Below are 15,998 nucleotides of genomic sequence, written 5' to 3' on the forward strand. Positions count from 1 at the left end.
CCGAAGGTCAGGCGAAGGCTTCGATCGGCGGGCACGAGCAGACGAGGTTGCGGTCGCCGTGTGCACCGTCGATGCGACGCACGGACGGCCACACCTTCGGCCGAGACGTTCCCGCCGGGTAGACGGCGATTTCCCGCGAGTAGGCGTGGTCCCACTCGGTGACCAGGCAGTGCGCGGTGTGCGGTGCACCCCGGAGCGGATTGTCGTCCACGGTCCACTCACCCGACGCGACGCGGTCGATCTCGGCGCGGATGGAGATCATCGCGTCCACGAAAGCGTCGATCTCGTCGAGGTTCTCGCTTTCCGTCGGCTCGATCATCAAGGTTCCCGACACCGGGAAGCTCATCGTCGGGGCGTGGAACCCGTAGTCCGCCAACCGCTTCGCGACGTCATCGACTGTGACGCCCGTGCGCTTGGTGATCGGCCGCAGATCGAGGATGCACTCGTGTGCCACCATCGAGCGGTCACCGGTGTAGAGCACGGGGAAGTACTCGTCGAGTCGACGCGCGATGTAGTTGGCCGACGCGATGGCGGTGAGCGTCGCGCGGCGCAGGCCGGCAGCACCCATCATCCGGATGTACGCCCACGTGATCGGGAGGATGGAGGCGGACCCGTAGGGAGCTGCGGAGATCGCGCCCGTCTCGCCGAGACCCTCGACGAACGGGTGACCCGGCAGGAACGGCGTGAGGTGCGACCGCACACCGATGGGACCCACTCCGGGTCCGCCGCCGCCGTGTGGGATGCAGAACGTCTTGTGCAGGTTGAGGTGGCTGACGTCGCCGCCGAAACGACCCGGCCGTGCGACACCAACCAGCGCGTTGAGGTTGGCTCCGTCGACGTAGACCTGGCCACCGGCGTCGTGCACTGCGGCGCAGATGTCGCCGATCTCGTGCTCGAAGACTCCGTGGGTGGACGGGTAGGTGATCATGATCGCCGCGAGGGCCGCCGCGTGCTGGTCCACCTTGGCGCGGAGGTCGTCGACGTCGACATCGCCGTTCACACGGCAGGCGACGACGACGACCTTCATTCCCGCCATCACGGCGGACGCCGCGTTGGTCCCGTGTGCGCTGGACGGGATCAGGCAGATCGTCCGTCCGTCGTCGCCCCGGCTGCGGTGGTAGTTGCGGATGGCGAGCAGTCCCGCGTACTCGCCCTGGCTGCCGGCGTTCGGTTGCAGGGAGACCGCGTCGTATCCCGTGACGGCGACCAGCCATTCCTCGAGATCGGAGATGATCCGCGCCATGCCCGGCGCATCGTCCGCGGGAGCGAAGGGGTGCACCCCGTTGAAGCCCGGCCAGGTGATGGGCTCCATCTCGGCCGTCGCGTTCAACTTCATGGTGCAGGACCCCAGCGGAATCATGCTGCGGTCCAGCGCGATGTCCTTGTCGGACAACGCCCGCAGGTACCGGAGCATGGCCGTTTCGGTGCGGTAGCGCGTGAAGGCCGGGTGCGTCATGAACTCCGTGGTGCGCGTCGACTCCGCGGGGATCGCCGGCTCCGCGGGCTGGGCAGGTGCCGTCACTCCGAAGGCGTGTAGCACAGCGTCGATATGCGCATCGACGGTCGCCTCGTCGCACGAGATACCGACGTGGTCGTCGTCGACGAAACGCAGGTTGATCGCCGCACCGGACTTGGCAGAGGCGACGACGGAGGCCGCGCGTCCGGGAACGTGGGCCAGCACCGTATCGAAGTAGTGCGCGTGCACGACGGTGACGCCACCGGCGGTCAACGCGGCGCCGAGCGAGGCTGCGTGGCCGGCGACGCGGCGTGCGATCGAGGTCAGTCCGTCGGCGCCGTGGTAGCTGCCGTACATCGCGGCGACCACGGCCAACAGCACCTGTGCGGTGCAGATGTTCGACGTCGCCTTCTCGCGGCGGATGTGCTGCTCGCGAGTCTGCAGGGCGAGGCGGTAGGCGGGGGCACCGTCGGCGTCGACGGAGACTCCGACGAGGCGGCCGGGGAGCTGACGGGCATGAGCGGTACGCACGGCCAGGTAGCCGGCGTGCGGTCCGCCGTACCCCATCGGGACGCCGAAGCGCTGCGAGGTGCCGAAGCAGGCGTCTGCACCCTGTTCACCCGGTGAGTGGATCAGGGTGGCGGCGAGCAGGTCGGCTCCGACGGCGACCAGGGCACCACGCTCGTGCGCGTCGGCGATCACGGACGTCAGATCGACGATTCGTCCGGACGCTCCCGGAGTCTGTGAGATGACGCCGAAGAAGTCACCGTCCGGCAGACCCACGGCGAGATCGGCGTCGACCAGGTCGATACCGAGCGGCTCCGCGCGCGTCGCGATCACGGCGCGCGTCTGCGGGAACAGGTCCGTGTCCAGCACCAGGCGCGGGGACTTCGACTTGCCCGCGCGGCGGAGCAGCGTCATCGCCTCGGCCGCGGCGGTGCCCTCGTCGAGCATGGAGGAATTGGCGATGTCCATCCCGGTCAGGTCGGACACCATCGTCTGGAAGTTGAGCAGGGCTTCGAGTCGGCCCTGGCTGATCTCGGGCTGGTACGGCGTGTACGCGGTGTACCAGGCCGGGTTCTCGAGAATGTTGCGGACCAGCACCGGCGGCGTCAGCGTGTCGCTGTATCCCTGCCCGATCATGGACGTCGCGACGGTGTTGCTCGCGGCGAGCGCAGCCAGTTCGGCGAGCGCCTCGTGCTCCGACACCGGAGTCGGCAGAGCGTCGAGCCCGGCGGCGATACCGTCGGTCGTTGCATCGAGGATGTCGGCCGGAACGGCGGCAGCCGCGAGATCGTCCAGACTCGACACCCCGATGACATCGAGCAGACGTGCGGTCTGGTCGGCGTCGGGACCGATGTGCCGGTCGACGAACGTGCGGAGTTCGGGTGTGCGAGGTTCGGCGGTCACGTGTACTCCCGGGGTGGTGGCGAGGTGCACGCCCCCCACGCAGGGAGAGGCGCCCCTCTCCCTCTGTCGCGATGCCCTGCCGCAGCGGGGCGCCTGAGAGATTCGGTCACCGCGAGCGGCGCCTTTCCCCGTGGGCGGGTGGTCGATTCCACCACTTTCCAGAGGCGTCGGAGCCCGCACGGTCCGGGTGCCTGAGAGATTGACGGAGAGGTGCTGCTCCTTCGGCGCTCGCCCGGGCTCGTTCGGTGAAAGAACGTGTCCGGTCGAAGCTCTCCCGTGCGGCGTCGACGCAGAGTCGAGTATATGTGACCGGCGCCGGAAGTAGCGTGCGGGCGGTCAGCCGGTCTTGCGGCTCGCGCGGTTCTTGCGGCGTGACGCCAGCTCGTCCTCGGGGGTCGGCTGGGCCTCGCCACCGTCGGCGCGCTCGGCCGGGAAGTCGGCGATGGCACCGGTGAGCTCGCGCATCGCACCGCTGACGGCGATACCGAAGACGCCCTGACCGCCCTGCAGGAGATCGACGACCTCCTCGGCAGAGGTGCATTCGTAGACCGTGGTGCCGTCCGAGAACAGCGTGATGCGGGCCAGATCGGCGACGCCGCGTCGGCGCAGATGGTCGACGGCCACGCGGATGTTCTGCAGCGAGATACCGGTGTCCAGGAGCCGCTTGACGATCTTCAGGACGAGAATGTCCTTGAACGAGTAGAGACGCTGACTACCGGAACCGGCAGCACCACGAATGGACGGTACGACCAACCCGGTCCGCGCCCAGTAGTCCAGCTGGCGGTAGGTGATGCCGGCGATCTGGCACGCACTGGGAACCCGGTAGCCGACCAACTCGTCCGGAACCGAATCGTCGGGGAACAGACCTGGCTGGGCCTCGTCCACGTCGTTCGATGCCGGCAGGTTCGTCTGCTCCGGCTCCTGCGGCTGATCTGCCACGTGCTTTTCTCCCTCTCGGACGACTGTGGTCGTACTCCCCAGATCGGTGAGTGCGACGACGACGTCCGTGGCGTACGGCGAGGTCGAGAATACGCCCCCGTCGAGAAGAACGACACGTCCTTCATCGACCCGAACGCTATGGACAGAATCGGGCGAATTCAACGCGCCACGCGGTAAGCCTCAACCTCAACTCAAGGGTGAGACTCGATCGTTATGAACCGCCGCTCGCCTTGAAGTCGTCCGGCGAGATGGTGTCCAGGAATTCCTTGAACTTCTCGACCTCGTCCTCGCGCTCGTCCGGCATGACGAGCCCGGCCTCGGCCAGAACCGGCTCTTCCGCGTAGATCGGAACTCCGGCCCGCAGAGCGATCGCGATGGAGTCCGACGGGCGCGCCGAGACCCGCACGTTCTGGTCGAACACGAGGTCCGCGTAGAAGGTGCCCTCCTGAAGGTCGACGATGCGTACTTCCTTCAGGGATCGACCCAGAGCGGTGACGATGTCACCGATCAGATCGTGCGTCAGAGGACGAGGGGGTTGGACACCCTGCTGCTCCAACGCGATGGCCGTGGCTTCGGTCTGACCGATCCAAATCGGCAGGTAGCGTTCACCATCCGACTCCCGCAACAGAAGGACCGGCTGATTCTGCGGCTGCTCCACCCGGATACCGATCACGCGCATCTCACCCATTGCGCCGCCTCCCAGCTGCTGTGTCTCGACCGTGATTCACCAGACTCGCGGACGTCTACTCCAGTGTATCGACCGCACCGCCGACGACCGATCCGACAAACGATCCGGCGACGGACCGTGCGGTGGACCGGAGTTACTTGTCCAGTATTCCGTGGACCGCGGACTTGACCAACGACGTGTGCAGCGACAGCGAAAGAGCCGCGAGTTCACGGATCAACTCTTCGGCGCGATCCCGGGCACCCGCGTCGCGGCCCAAGGCCACGGGCCCTGCCACCTGAGCCAGCAGGGTCGCCTCCCTGTCCGCGGCGAGCTTGAACGCGCGCAGATGACGGACCTCGAGCCCGTACTGCGCCATCGCCGCCGCGGTGGACACGAGGACCACCGCTTCCTCGTCGTAGAAGCCGGCGGGCCCGGCCGAGAGGAGTCCGCTCTTCTGTAGTTCGAGCAGGAAGCTCTCCTCGACGCCCGTGCGGGTGAGCAGATCGTCCCTGCTCATCCGGACACGTCGTTCCCCCAGGAACTCCGTCGGCGACACGCTGCCGGGTGCCAACGCCAGGATCCGGGCGCTCCGAGGTGCGGACGTACCGTCCACCACCGCGACGGTCGCCCGACTGTCAAGAGCGTCGAGCTGCTCCTTGATCACCTTGAGCGGAAGGTAGTGATCACGTTGAGCCGTGAGTACGTACCGCAACCGCTCGCAGTCCTCGATGGAGAACCTGCGGTAACCCGACGCCGTTCGTTCCGGGGAGATCAGTCCCTCGGCCTCGAGAAAACGGATCTTCGAAATGGTGACGTCGGGGAAGTCGGGGCGCAGTCGATCGAGTACGGACCCGATCGACATGCCACCACCGGACTGTTGCCCGACAGCCGTCATCAGCTACCTGCGCCGGCAGACGTCTCGCCGAGCTGTCCGCCTGCAGCCTGGCCCTTGGGGCCGGTGAGGAAGACGAGACGGAACTTGCCGATCTGCACCTCGTCGCCGTTGGCGAGGACGGCCGAGTCGACCGGTTCACGATTGACGTACGTGCCGTTCAGGCTGCCGACGTCGACGACCTGGAAGTCCTCGTCGTCCTGACGGAACTCCGCGTGGCGACGGCTGACCGTGACGTCGTCGAGGAAGATGTCGCTGTCGGGGTGGCGTCCCGCGGACGTCGTGGGCTGGTCGAGCAGGAAACGGGACCCGGCGTTGGGACCGCGCTTGACCACCAGCAGGGCGGAACCGACAGGCAGGCCCTCGACACCGGACACCGGTGCTTCGGACGATCCCTGGGGCGCTGCTGCGGAGTCGATCTCGTTCAGGAAATCCGCTCGGAAGACCGATGTGGTCTCCGCGGGGGATTCTCCGTACACGCCGTCGTTGCCGTTATCGCTCACGTTTCTCCTCCTCGATCTGACCGCCCCTCACCCACGGGACGATTCAGCACATTCTCTTGTCACGCTTGTCTGACGGTTCTGCGGTTCCCCGACCGGGGTGCCGCGCGAACCACGTGAGGACCTTACCGACCGTACCTTGCGGACCGGCCCCGGTGGGCACGCTTACGCGGCCGTCCTGCCCCGCTGTTATGTGGATGTGATCGACGCGTATCCCTCGGCGTCCAACATGGACTCGAGGGCGTCGTCGAGTTCGGATTCGGAGTCCACCGACAGGTCGACGAGCCATCCGGCGCCGTAGGGGTCGGAGTTGACCAGTTCGGGGTCACCGTCCAACTCCCCGTTCACCGCAACCACTTTGGCGGACAGCGGGGCATAGATGTCCGACACGCTCTTGGTGGACTCGACCTCGCCGAGGGACTCCCCCGCGGACACCGCGTCGTCCTCGGTGGGCAACTGGACGAACACGACGTCGCCCAGCTGGGACTGCGCGAAATCGGTGACACCGACGCGCACCGTCGTCGGGCCGGTCCGCTGGATCCACTCGTGCTCGGCGGTGTACCGCAACTCGGTGGGAATGTCGGTCTGGCTCACGTGAACCGGGTCCTTTCGTCACGAGCGGCCCACACGTCGTGGGAGTGGCAGAAACGATGTGTCCTGACGAGAAACGCTCTGCGCAGAGCGTATTGGCGTCCTTTCCCCGTCCGCAAGGCGGGAGTCACCGTCCGACGAGAGGCAGCCGCCGTACGGGCCCCAGGGCGAGCGCGAGATAGAGCGCCCCCGTCCAGATGTAGAGCGCGGTCCCCCACACCAGCAGCGCCAGCGCCGGAACCTCGATGATGTCGGCGCCGGACCAGTCGACGCGCGCCGCGAGGAGGAACGGCAAGGCACTCATCAGGACGAACGTGGCGGCCTTGCCGAGGTAGATGACCTCCGGTGGCGCCAGACCTCGACGTCGATAGAGCAGCAGTGTCGCCGCCAGGATCGCGTCGCGTCCGATCAGCACGAGGGCCACCCACCACGGGAGGATCCCGGCGATGACGAACCCCACCAGCGTCGTCACGACGTAGAGGCGGTCGACGAACGGGTCGAGGAGCGCACCGAGCGCGGAGGACTGATCGAGCAGTCTCGCCAGCTTGCCGTCCAACCAGTCGGTCGCACCGCTGACCAACAGCAGCACCAGAGCCCACCCGTAGGCGTGCTCGACGAGCAGCAGCCACAGGAACACCGGCACGCCGATCAGCCGGACGAGACTCAGGGCGTTCGGCACCGTGACGATGCGATCGTGCGCCACGTCGGCGATCACGTGTCGTGCGGTGTCGGACACCGGATCGGTCATGCTCCGAGCTTTCCACACCTCACCGCCGGAGCGGGGCCTACCGCCACGCGAACACCGGCTGCTCGTAGTCGTGTACCCGAGTGCTCCGGCCACCGAGGACGACCTCCCGGAACTGATGGACGACGGCGCCGGTCGGAGCGTGGACAAGGGTGGTGCGGAACGGCCATTGGACCACCGGCCGTGGCGATTCCGGGATGTCGACGAAGCGGGCGTCCACGTCGAGTTCGTCGGCGGACACGCTATACAGGAACTCGACCTCGTCCGGGTTGGGCGTCAACTCGCCGGGGACATCGGCGATCCACACGACGAACGGGCGGATCACGTACCCGGACCGTGTGCGGTAGTCGTCGAGCGTGCCCAGGATCTGCTCCGCTCCCACACGGACGCCGACTTCTTCGTCGAGTTCGCGCAGAGCGGCCTCGGCCGGTGATTCACCGTCGTCGACACGACCTCCCGGCAAGGCGAACTGTCCCGGATGCGCGCGCATCCGGGAGGGCCGTTTGGTCAGCACCATGTGCCGCGAGCCCGGCGTTCCGCCGATGGCGACCGCCACCGAGGCGCGTCGTTCGTCGCCGCCTTCGATCACGCGTGCATCGAAGGCGCCGAGCGCCCTGGTGATCTCCGCACGTTCGAGCCTTGTGTCCATCGACCGAGACTAGCGAGACCCGTCAGGGCTGCACACGGAAGGCGCGCACCGCCGGCGCTTCCGAGAACGGCAGGATTCTCGACCTGTCGTCGGGCAGCGTGAGTTCGATTGCCGCCGAGTCGTCCACTCGATACGGCTGCGTCGAGACCAACCCGGCGAACGTCTTCCGGAGTCGAGACATCTCGGCACGGACCGTGATGGAACGGCCGTGGTCGCCGAAGAGGTCGGTGGCCAGTTCCGCGGCGGTGCGACCCCCGCGGTGGACGGCAAGGAGGAATAGGATCTCGGCGTGCCGTGGGCTGGGACGGTACGACCATCGCCCCAGTTCGCCGCGAACCTCCACGACGGTCTGCCGCGGGTCCGACACGTCGATACGCACCGTCGTCGGTGTGGCGTCGGTTCCGGTGATCACGTCCTCCCCCGAGCTCGACGGCCGCACCATCCACCCGCCCGGGAGCGGCTCGATGTCGCACACGCCCAGGGTGGGGACCCACGCCCGGCCGGCAGTGAGGTCGTCGGGCAGCGCGACCCGGTTGCAGATCGGCACCGCAGCCAGTGCGGCCACCCACCCGTGGTTGTCCACGGCCAACGCGGGGCGGCCGGTGCCGGCCAACATCGGCGCCGCGACGGAGCGGAGGCTGTCGAGTGTCAGTCGGTGCTGCTCTCGTAGCTGCGATTCCGCGAGGCGTGACACGGCGTCGATGAGCGCGAGCGTCGTGGGATGAACCGACGCGGCGGGTCCGCTGACATCGACGAGGCCCAGCACCCGTCCCGTCCGCGGATCCTTGATCGGAGAACTCGCACACGTCCACGCGTGGTGGGAGCGGACGAAATGCTCCGCGGAGAAGATCTGCACGGCCGAACGCGAGACCAGCGCGGTGCCGATGGCATTGGTTCCGACACTGTCCTCCGACCAGTCGGCACCGTCGACGAATCCCAACCGGTCCGCACGGTCGAGCACCGCGGGCGAACCGCTGCGCCACAGGACTCGGCCGAGCCGATCGGCGACGACCAGCAGGTTGTCGGAGTCCTGAAGTACGGACCGGAGACTTCCGGTCAGGTCGGGAAGGATGTCGACCAACCCGGATTCACGACGCATCTGTTCCAGTGCAGATGCATCGACCGCCGCGGCCGGTCCGTCGTTCTCGGGATCGACGCCCAGATCCATGACCCGCTGCCAGGAGTCTCCGATGACGCCGCGGGGGCGGGCCGGTGCGCGTGTGCCGGACATCGTCGCGTCGTAGACGCGGGTCAGCAACTGGGCGTATCGACGCGGGTCCTCGCCCGCCGCGACGGCGGGCTCGGGTTCGGAGGTTCGAGTCATCGACACCGATTGTGCTCCACATCACATATGGCGTCATCCCCGGGTCTTCTCCGATCGGTCATCGGTAGACGAGTCCACCGTCGATGAGACCAGCTTGACCGGTCATGTACGCCGCGTCCGGTCCTGCAAGGTAGGAGACGTATCCCGCGACGTCGTCGGGAGTCTCGGCACGGCCCAACGCGATACCGCCCACGAACTTCTCGTAGGTCGCGCCCTCCTCCGCGCCCGTCAGTTCGGCGAACCGCTTGTCGATGGTGACCCACATGTCCGTGCCGACCACACCCGGGCAGTAGGCGTTCACGGTGATCCCGGCGGAGGCGTACTCCTTGGCGGCGGCCTGCGTGAGACCGCGCACGGCGAACTTGGTGGCGCTGTACACACCGAGCATCTCGAACCCGTCGTGCCCCGCGATGGACGACGCGTTGATGATGCGGCCGGGCCGACCGAGCTCGACGAACTTCGCGGCAGCCGCCTGGATACCCCACAGCACACCCTCGACGTTGATCGACAAGATTCGGCCGACCTCCTCCGGCGTGGCCTCGGACAGCGGGCCGACGAGTGCGATCCCGGCATTGTTGACGACGATGTCGAGGCCTCCCAGCTCCGAGGCGGCCCGGTCGACGGCGTCGAACACCTGACGGCGATCGCTGACGTCGGCGACGATCGTCGTGGCTGCGCGACCGAGCTCCCGCACCTCGTCGGCGACCCGGCCGATGCCGTCGTCGTGTACGTCGACGAGGGCGACGTCCGCGCCGTCCCGTGCGAGTCGGAGAGCGATTCCCCTCCCGATTCCCTGTCCTGCGCCGGTGACGAGTGCGACCTGTCCGTCGATGCTCATGCGTGTCTCCTTCTCGTGTGATGGTGGGTGTCGGGGACGGAGGTCAGAGCGATGGATCGACGAGGACCTTCATCTTCGTGCCGGCGTGCAGTGCCTCGAAGCCGTCGTCGATCACCGCGTCCATCCCGATGCGCGACACCCACCCGGTGGGGTCGTACACGCCGTCGGCCATCAGTGCGATGACGGCGTCGTAGTCGGCGGAGGTGTAGCAGAGCGACCCCTGGATGCGGGCCTCCTTCATCACCAGGTCGAGAAGCGGTGTGGTGAGCGGTTTCTCGTAAATGGCCACGCTGACCATCGGCTTGCGGGACCCGACGCACGCCAGCGCGGTCGCCACCGCCGGCGCGACACCGGCCGCGTCGTACACGGCGTCGGCACCGCGCCCGTCCGTCTCATCGGCCACCAGCGCGGGGACGTCGACGGACGTGGGGTCGAGAGTGCGTGCACCGAGCGCCTCGATCGCCGCCCGCCGGGTCGCGGACGGCTCCACCACGAGGATGTCGTCGAGCCCCTTGCCGCGCAGCGCGAACCAGAGCCCGATGCCGATCGGTCCCGCCCCGAACACCATCGCGGTGTCGCCTTCGCGCACCTCACCCAGAGTCGCGGCGTGGTACGCCACCGACATCGGCTCCACCAGCGCACCCAGATCGAGGGACACCGAGTCCGGCAGCGCGTGCAGCATGTCGGTCGGCACCACCGTGTACTCGGCCATACCGCCGTCGGACATCAGTCCGTGGAAGCCGATCGACTGGCACACGTTGTAGTTGCCGGCTCGACACGGACCACAGTGCCCGCAGCGGTACAGCGGTTCGATGGCGACGCGGTCGCCGATCGACCACCCCGTTACTCCCGCGCCGAGCTCGGTGATGGTGCCGGAGAACTCGTGTCCGAGAATCAGCGGCATCTGCTGACCGGTCAGGGCGTGCGGCTCGGTGGGGATGAAGATCGGACCGGCGTAGTACTCGTGCAGGTCGGTACCGCAGATGCCGTTGGCACCGACGGCGATCTTCACCTGATCCGGTCCCGGATGGGGCTCCGGGACATCGGCGATCTCGACCTTGCCGGGCCCGTGGTACACCGCTGCGCGCATCGTTCGACTCCTCACCGGCCGTCCCAGCGACGGCCGTGGTCACCGTTCTATGTGACACGCAGCACAGCAGGACAGGGTTGCAGTCGGTTGCACGTGCCACTCGCCCGTGACTGCAACCCGCTGCAACTCTTCCTCCCGGCCGCTGCGTGGCGTGTGCTGTGCATCACACCGGTACGAACACAGCTCAACGCACGGAAATCGGAGTTTTCATGACCCAGACCCTCGAGCCACCCACGCAGACCACACCGCAGGAGCGAGTGGATACATGGCTGGCCGACTTCGAAGAAGCGCTCGCAGCACGCGATGTCGACCGCGTCGCCGCGATGTTCGCCGTCGACAGCTTCTGGCGCGACCTCGTGACGTTCACCTGGAACCTGAAGACCGTCGAGGGACGCGACGGCATCGCGGACATGCTGACGGCTCGTCTGGACGATGTCGACCCGCGCGGCTTCCACACCACCGAGGCCCCGGACGAGGCCGACGGCGTCATCTCCGCCTGGATCGAGTTCGAGACGGCGGCTGCGCGCGGTAAGGGCCATCTACGTCTTCGCGAGGACGCCGACACCGGCACGGCCCTCGGGTGGACGCTGCTCACGACGATGCAGGAACTCAAGGGGTACGAGGAACCGCGAGGGCACTCGCGACCGATGGGTGCCGTGCACGGATCGAACACGGAGACGAAGACCTGGGCCGAGCGGCGCGAGGCCGAGGAGAAGGACCTGGGATACGGTATCCAGCCCTACGCCCTGATCGTCGGCGGCGGTCAGGGCGGCATCGCTCTCGGCGCGCGTTTGCGTCAGATGGGCGTTCCCGCCATCGTCGTCGACCGCGGCGAGCGGCCCGGTGACCAGTGGCGGGGTCGATACAAGTCGCTGTGTCTGCACGATCCGGTCTGGTACGACCACCTCCCCTATCTGCCGTTTCCGGACAACTGGCCCGTGTTCGCGCCGAAGGACAAGATCGGCGACTGGCTCGAGATGTACACCAAGGTCATGGAGGTCCCGTACTGGACCAAGACCACGGCGGTGTCGGCGAGCTTCGACGAGACGGCCGGCGAGTGGACCGTCGTGGTCGATCGCGACGGCGAGGAGGTGACGCTGCGACCGAAGCAGTTGGTGATGGCGACCGGCATGTCCGGTAAAGCCAATATTCCGAACTTCCCCGGCATGGACGTCTTCCAGGGCGAACAGCATCACTCCAGTCAGCACCCCGGCCCCGACGCCTACGTCGGCAAGAAGGTCGTCGTGGTGGGATCCAACAACTCGGCGCACGACATCTGCAAGGCGTTGTACGAAACGGGCGCCGACGTGACGATGCTCCAGCGATCGTCCACGCACATCGTCAAATCCGATTCGCTGTGCGAGATCGCTCTCGGCGACCTGTACTCCGAGCGCGCCGTCGAATCCGGAATGACCACGCAGAAAGCGGATCTGACCTTTGCGTCACTTCCCTACCGGATCATGCACGAGTTCCAGATCCCGGTGTATCAGCAGATCGCGGAGAAGGACAAGGACTTCTACGACCGCCTCGAGAAGGCCGGCTTCCAGCACGACTTCGGCGACGACGGCTCCGGACTCTTCATGAAGTACCTGCGGCGCGGCTCCGGCTACTACATCGATGTCGGTGCCTCGGAGCTGGTGGCGGACGGCAGCATCCACCTCGTCGGCGGCCAGGTCGATCACCTCACGGAGAACGCGGTGGTGCTGTCCGACGGGACTGAACTCGAGGCCGACCTGGTCGTCTACGCGACGGGCTACGGATCGATGAACGGCTGGGTGGCCGACCTGGTGGACCGGGAGACGGCCGACAAGGTGGGCAAGTGCTGGGGCCTCGGTTCCGACACCACCAAGGACCCCGGCCCGTGGGAGGGCGAGCAGCGCAACATGTGGAAGCCGACCCAGCAGGACAACCTGTGGTTCCACGGCGGCAACCTGCACCAGTCGCGGCACTACTCGCTCTACCTCGGCCTGCAGCTGAAGGCTCGGTACGAAGGCCTGGACACCCCCGTGTACGGGCGGCAGGAGGTCCATCACCTCAGCTGATCAGCATCTCGTCGAACTGCCGGTGTCGTCTTCCAGAAGTGGAGGACGGCATCGGCGACCGCCGCCGGTTGCTCGACGGCCGGCAGCACCCTCGACCCGGCGATCGTCACCTCCCTGGCATCGACCATCGTCCGGGCCACGGCCCGAGCCTCGTCCGGAGTCCACTCCCCGCGGTCGTCCGTCGTCAGGAACAACACGGGACACGCGATGCTGCGCGCGGCGGCGGACAGGTCCGTGCGATTCATGGCGGCCGTACGTACCGAGGTGATCACGTTTCCCCGACCGGCACGCCTCACGGCGGCGCGGTAGAGGTCGACCGCTTCCGGGTCGGACGCCCTCGTCGCCTCGGTGAAGAGGGTGTCCTCGATGGCGGAGCGCACGGGACCGCGCGGGCCTATCAGTCGGTAGAGGGGAAGCAGTACGGATATCTTCCGGCGGAGATCGGGGCCGAGCGGATGGGTCGGGGAGCTGATTGCGACGAGGCTGCGCACGGACTCCGGCATCGTCGCGGCGACCACCATTCCCACGTGCCCACCCCACGCGTTGCCGATCCAGTCCACCGTCGGCACTCCGACGCGCCCGGTGACCTCCTCGACGACCTGCGCCGCCGCTGCGGCGCACGCCTCGATGGTTGTCGGCTCGCGAACGGACTCGCTGCCCCCGCACCCCGGCGCATCGATCATGTACACGGTCCGTTCACCGGCGAGAGCGGGAAGCACACGATTCCAGCTGGTCGAGTCCACGAAGAGGCTGTGCCATGCGAGAAGTGGTGGCCCGTCCCCGGCGATCGTGACGTGAAGCCGCCCGAGATCGGTGTCGATATCCATCGTGCGTGTCATGCGAAACCTTCCGTCGTCGTAATTCACATTACACGGCGTAAGATCAAACCTGTCTACACTTGATCGATGCCGAGGACCTATACGTCAGACGTGCGCGCCGAGCGTGCGCGGGCCAGTCGCGACGCGGTCGTCGCAGCGGCCACCGACTCGTTCCTCCGACGCGGGTGGGCCGGGACCACCATGGCCGACGTCGCGTCCGCCGCCGGGCTCACTCGGCAGACCGTCTACGCCGGCTTCGAGGGCAAACTGGCGCTTCTCGACGCCTGCATCGACGCCGCACTGTCCGACGGCCGATACGTCGCCGTGCGGGAACTCCCGGAGTATCGCGCCATGGCCGACGGCGATCCGATGACACGCGTCGCAGCGGCTGCCCGATGGCTGCGCGGAGCTCACGAGAGGTCGGCCGCGATCCAACACGTCCTCGACGAGGCAGCCGTGATGGACCCGGTCGCCGCCACGCGCCTGGCCGAACGTGAGCGCACACGATGGGACGAGGTGCGGTGGGCCGGCGGATTGGTGCTCGGAGTTCCACCGGCCGATCACATGACCGACGCGCTGTGGATCCTGGCGTCCCGGTCGGTGTGGCTCAGACTGACCGGCGAGCGGTCGTGGACCGGCGACCGATGGGAAGCGTGGTTCGCCCGTCAGACGGCCGACACGCTCGAGGTTCGTTGATTCTCTACTGGCCCAACCAGAGTCGCTTGCGGCACACGGCCAACATTCCGTCCGACACCGTGCGGTCGGTCACTGGACTGCCGGTCTCGAGCAGGGTCCGGACCCTGGCGAAGTAGTCGACAGGGGCGATGCCGAACTCCACGAGGATGTCCTCGGCTCGGCCGCCGCCGTAGACGTACCAGCGTCGGAGAAAAGCGATCATGGCGAGATCGTCGTCCGACGGAGCAGTCGGATCGGACGACATCGTTGCTGCGCCGGGCGTCGTCGACCGGGAGGCAGCGGGAAAGGGAGTGCGCGTCACGTCGGAAAGTATTGCCCATCGGACCGACAACTCGATGGCGGTTCGGTGAACACGCCGAGTAGTCACAGATTCTTCTCAGCGAGATCGGTCATCGGAGACATCTCCGGCTCCGAACCATGTGTGATAACGAACACGACATCGACCGGCGAGACGCGACAAGTGTTCGCGCACCCATAGATTCACGGGTGGAACAGTCGTCCGTCGACGGCACGGGGATGCAAGGGGCATGGCGATGAGCGGCTGCAGCACGACACGACGAGGACGACACCTGCGGCGGCTTGCCGTACCGCTGGCGGGCATGGCTGCACTCCTGGCCGTCGCGTCACCCGCACAGGCGGCTCCGCTGCTCGGCCCGGGAGATCTCGACGCAGTCCCGAGTCGCACCTCGCTGTCGTACACCTCGTCCACCGGTGTCCATGTGGGCACGGCCAACGAGAACGACGCGCGTCCGGGCCTGTCCACGGTCAAGCTCTACATCGCGGACTACGCCCTGCGGCGCGGTGACTCCTCGCAGGAGGACCGGGATCTCGCAGCACGGATGATCCAGGCCAGTGACGACGGGGCGGCATCGCAACTCGACGCGAAATACCCGAGCGCCATCGATTCCGCAGCAGCCGAATACGACCTGACGTCCACCTCACGCGGAAGTTTCTGGGGTGACTCCTACACCAGCACCGCGGACACGGTCCGTTTCCTCGACACCAAGAAGCGCACGGATCCGGCCAGCCCCGTCCTCGGCTGGATGACGACGGCGCAACCGGTAGCCGCGGACGGAACCGCCCAGAACTGGGGCACCGGCCTGCTCCCGGGCGCCACCGGAACCAAGTGGGGATGGGCCGACGACAGCTCCAGCGTGGTGGCCTCGGCCTCGATCGGCCCCGGATGGACCGTCGCCTCGAACACCTACGGCGGACCGGCGGACCAGAGCGACGACGTCCTGACAGCACTGACTCCGTTCGATCTCACGGCCCCGTCGATCGTGCCGATGCCGCAGGTGCCGTCACTTCTCGACACCATTCTCGGGATCCGCTGACCCGCAA

The 15,998-nt window shown here is 67.3% G+C and carries 16 protein-coding genes and 1 riboswitch; of the genes, 3 read left to right on the plus strand and 13 right to left on the minus strand.

From position 1 onward, the window contains the following. Positions 1-7: 7 nt before the first annotated feature. From gcvP to ASG64_RS17900, 11 genes are all read right to left on the minus strand, one after another. Complete coding sequence (gene gcvP, locus ASG64_RS17850; RefSeq protein ID WP_056075209.1) at positions 8-2,866, minus strand: aminomethyl-transferring glycine dehydrogenase; 2,859 nt, start codon at positions 2,864-2,866, stop codon at positions 8-10. Between the two features lie 169 nt (positions 2,867-3,035). Further along, a riboswitch (glycine riboswitch) is annotated at positions 3,036-3,153 on the minus strand. Between the two features lie 49 nt (positions 3,154-3,202). After that, positions 3,203-3,769, minus strand: coding sequence for a MerR family transcriptional regulator (locus ASG64_RS17855; RefSeq protein ID WP_156148818.1), 567 nt, complete (start codon positions 3,767-3,769; stop codon positions 3,203-3,205). 247 nt (positions 3,770-4,016) lie between these two features. Beyond that, entirely contained in the window at positions 4,017-4,493 is a 477-nt protein-coding gene (locus ASG64_RS17860) for a bifunctional nuclease family protein (protein WP_042573717.1), read from the minus strand. A 133-nt stretch (positions 4,494-4,626) separates the two neighbouring features. Then, positions 4,627-5,367 (minus strand): transcriptional regulator FtsR, encoded by a 741-nt coding sequence (ftsR, locus tag ASG64_RS17865; RefSeq protein WP_056074959.1) that lies wholly within the window; start codon positions 5,365-5,367, stop codon positions 4,627-4,629. Beyond that, on the minus strand, positions 5,367-5,867 hold the full coding sequence (gene garA / locus ASG64_RS17870) for a glycogen accumulation regulator GarA (protein WP_042573719.1): 501 nt from the start codon (positions 5,865-5,867) through the stop codon (positions 5,367-5,369). The genes ftsR and garA overlap by 1 nt, the downstream gene beginning before the upstream one ends. Positions 5,868-6,053: 186 nt before the next feature. Next, positions 6,054-6,458: a glycine cleavage system protein GcvH gene (gcvH, locus tag ASG64_RS17875; protein WP_042573720.1), complete on the minus strand. Its 405-nt coding sequence runs from the start codon at positions 6,456-6,458 to the stop codon at positions 6,054-6,056. A 124-nt stretch (positions 6,459-6,582) separates the two neighbouring features. Next, positions 6,583-7,203 (minus strand): CDP-alcohol phosphatidyltransferase family protein, encoded by a 621-nt coding sequence (locus tag ASG64_RS17880; RefSeq protein WP_056074962.1) that lies wholly within the window; start codon positions 7,201-7,203, stop codon positions 6,583-6,585. Between the two features lie 37 nt (positions 7,204-7,240). Beyond that, a complete protein-coding gene (locus ASG64_RS17885) occupies positions 7,241-7,849 on the minus strand; it encodes an NUDIX hydrolase (RefSeq protein ID WP_056074966.1) in 609 nt (202 codons plus the stop codon). A gap of 22 nt (positions 7,850-7,871) precedes the next feature. Beyond that, positions 7,872-9,173 carry a GAF domain-containing protein gene (locus ASG64_RS17890; RefSeq protein WP_056074969.1) on the minus strand — a complete coding sequence of 434 codons (1,302 nt, stop codon included), beginning with the start codon at positions 9,171-9,173 and terminating at the stop codon, positions 7,872-7,874. Positions 9,174-9,231: 58 nt separating this feature from the next. Then, positions 9,232-10,011, minus strand: coding sequence for an acetoin reductase (locus ASG64_RS17895; protein WP_056074971.1), 780 nt, complete (start codon positions 10,009-10,011; stop codon positions 9,232-9,234). A gap of 43 nt (positions 10,012-10,054) precedes the next feature. Next, positions 10,055-11,101: a 2,3-butanediol dehydrogenase gene (locus ASG64_RS17900; protein ID WP_056074975.1), complete on the minus strand. Its 1,047-nt coding sequence runs from the start codon at positions 11,099-11,101 to the stop codon at positions 10,055-10,057. A gap of 209 nt (positions 11,102-11,310) precedes the next feature. Between ASG64_RS17900 and ASG64_RS17905 the strand changes: the two genes are divergently transcribed. Beyond that, the gene (locus tag ASG64_RS17905; protein WP_056074977.1) at positions 11,311-13,143 is read left to right on the plus strand and encodes an NAD(P)/FAD-dependent oxidoreductase; all 1,833 of its coding nucleotides are present in this window, start codon (positions 11,311-11,313) and stop codon (positions 13,141-13,143) included. On the opposite strand, the gene ASG64_RS17910 is transcribed toward ASG64_RS17905, so the two are convergent. Next, positions 13,131-13,982 (minus strand): alpha/beta fold hydrolase, encoded by an 852-nt coding sequence (locus tag ASG64_RS17910; protein WP_056074980.1) that lies wholly within the window; start codon positions 13,980-13,982, stop codon positions 13,131-13,133. The two genes, ASG64_RS17905 and ASG64_RS17910, sit on opposite strands and share 13 nt — an antisense overlap. Positions 13,983-14,048: 66 nt before the next feature. On the opposite strand from ASG64_RS17910, the gene ASG64_RS17915 reads away from it, so the two are divergent. Then, positions 14,049-14,657 (plus strand): TetR/AcrR family transcriptional regulator, encoded by a 609-nt coding sequence (locus ASG64_RS17915; protein ID WP_056074983.1) that lies wholly within the window; start codon positions 14,049-14,051, stop codon positions 14,655-14,657. Between the two features lie 4 nt (positions 14,658-14,661). Here the strand turns inward: ASG64_RS17915 and ASG64_RS17920 are convergent, their stop codons facing one another. Further along, positions 14,662-14,958 (minus strand): DUF3263 domain-containing protein, encoded by a 297-nt coding sequence (locus ASG64_RS17920; protein ID WP_156388453.1) that lies wholly within the window; start codon positions 14,956-14,958, stop codon positions 14,662-14,664. 298 nt (positions 14,959-15,256) lie between these two features. On the opposite strand from ASG64_RS17920, the gene ASG64_RS17925 reads away from it, so the two are divergent. Next, entirely contained in the window at positions 15,257-15,991 is a 735-nt protein-coding gene (locus ASG64_RS17925) for a hypothetical protein (RefSeq protein WP_200933492.1), read from the plus strand. Positions 15,992-15,998 lie beyond the last annotated feature (7 nt).

The sequence above is a fragment of the Rhodococcus sp. Leaf247 genome, from assembly GCF_001426185.1.
Taxonomy (GTDB): domain Bacteria; phylum Actinomycetota; class Actinomycetes; order Mycobacteriales; family Mycobacteriaceae; genus Rhodococcoides.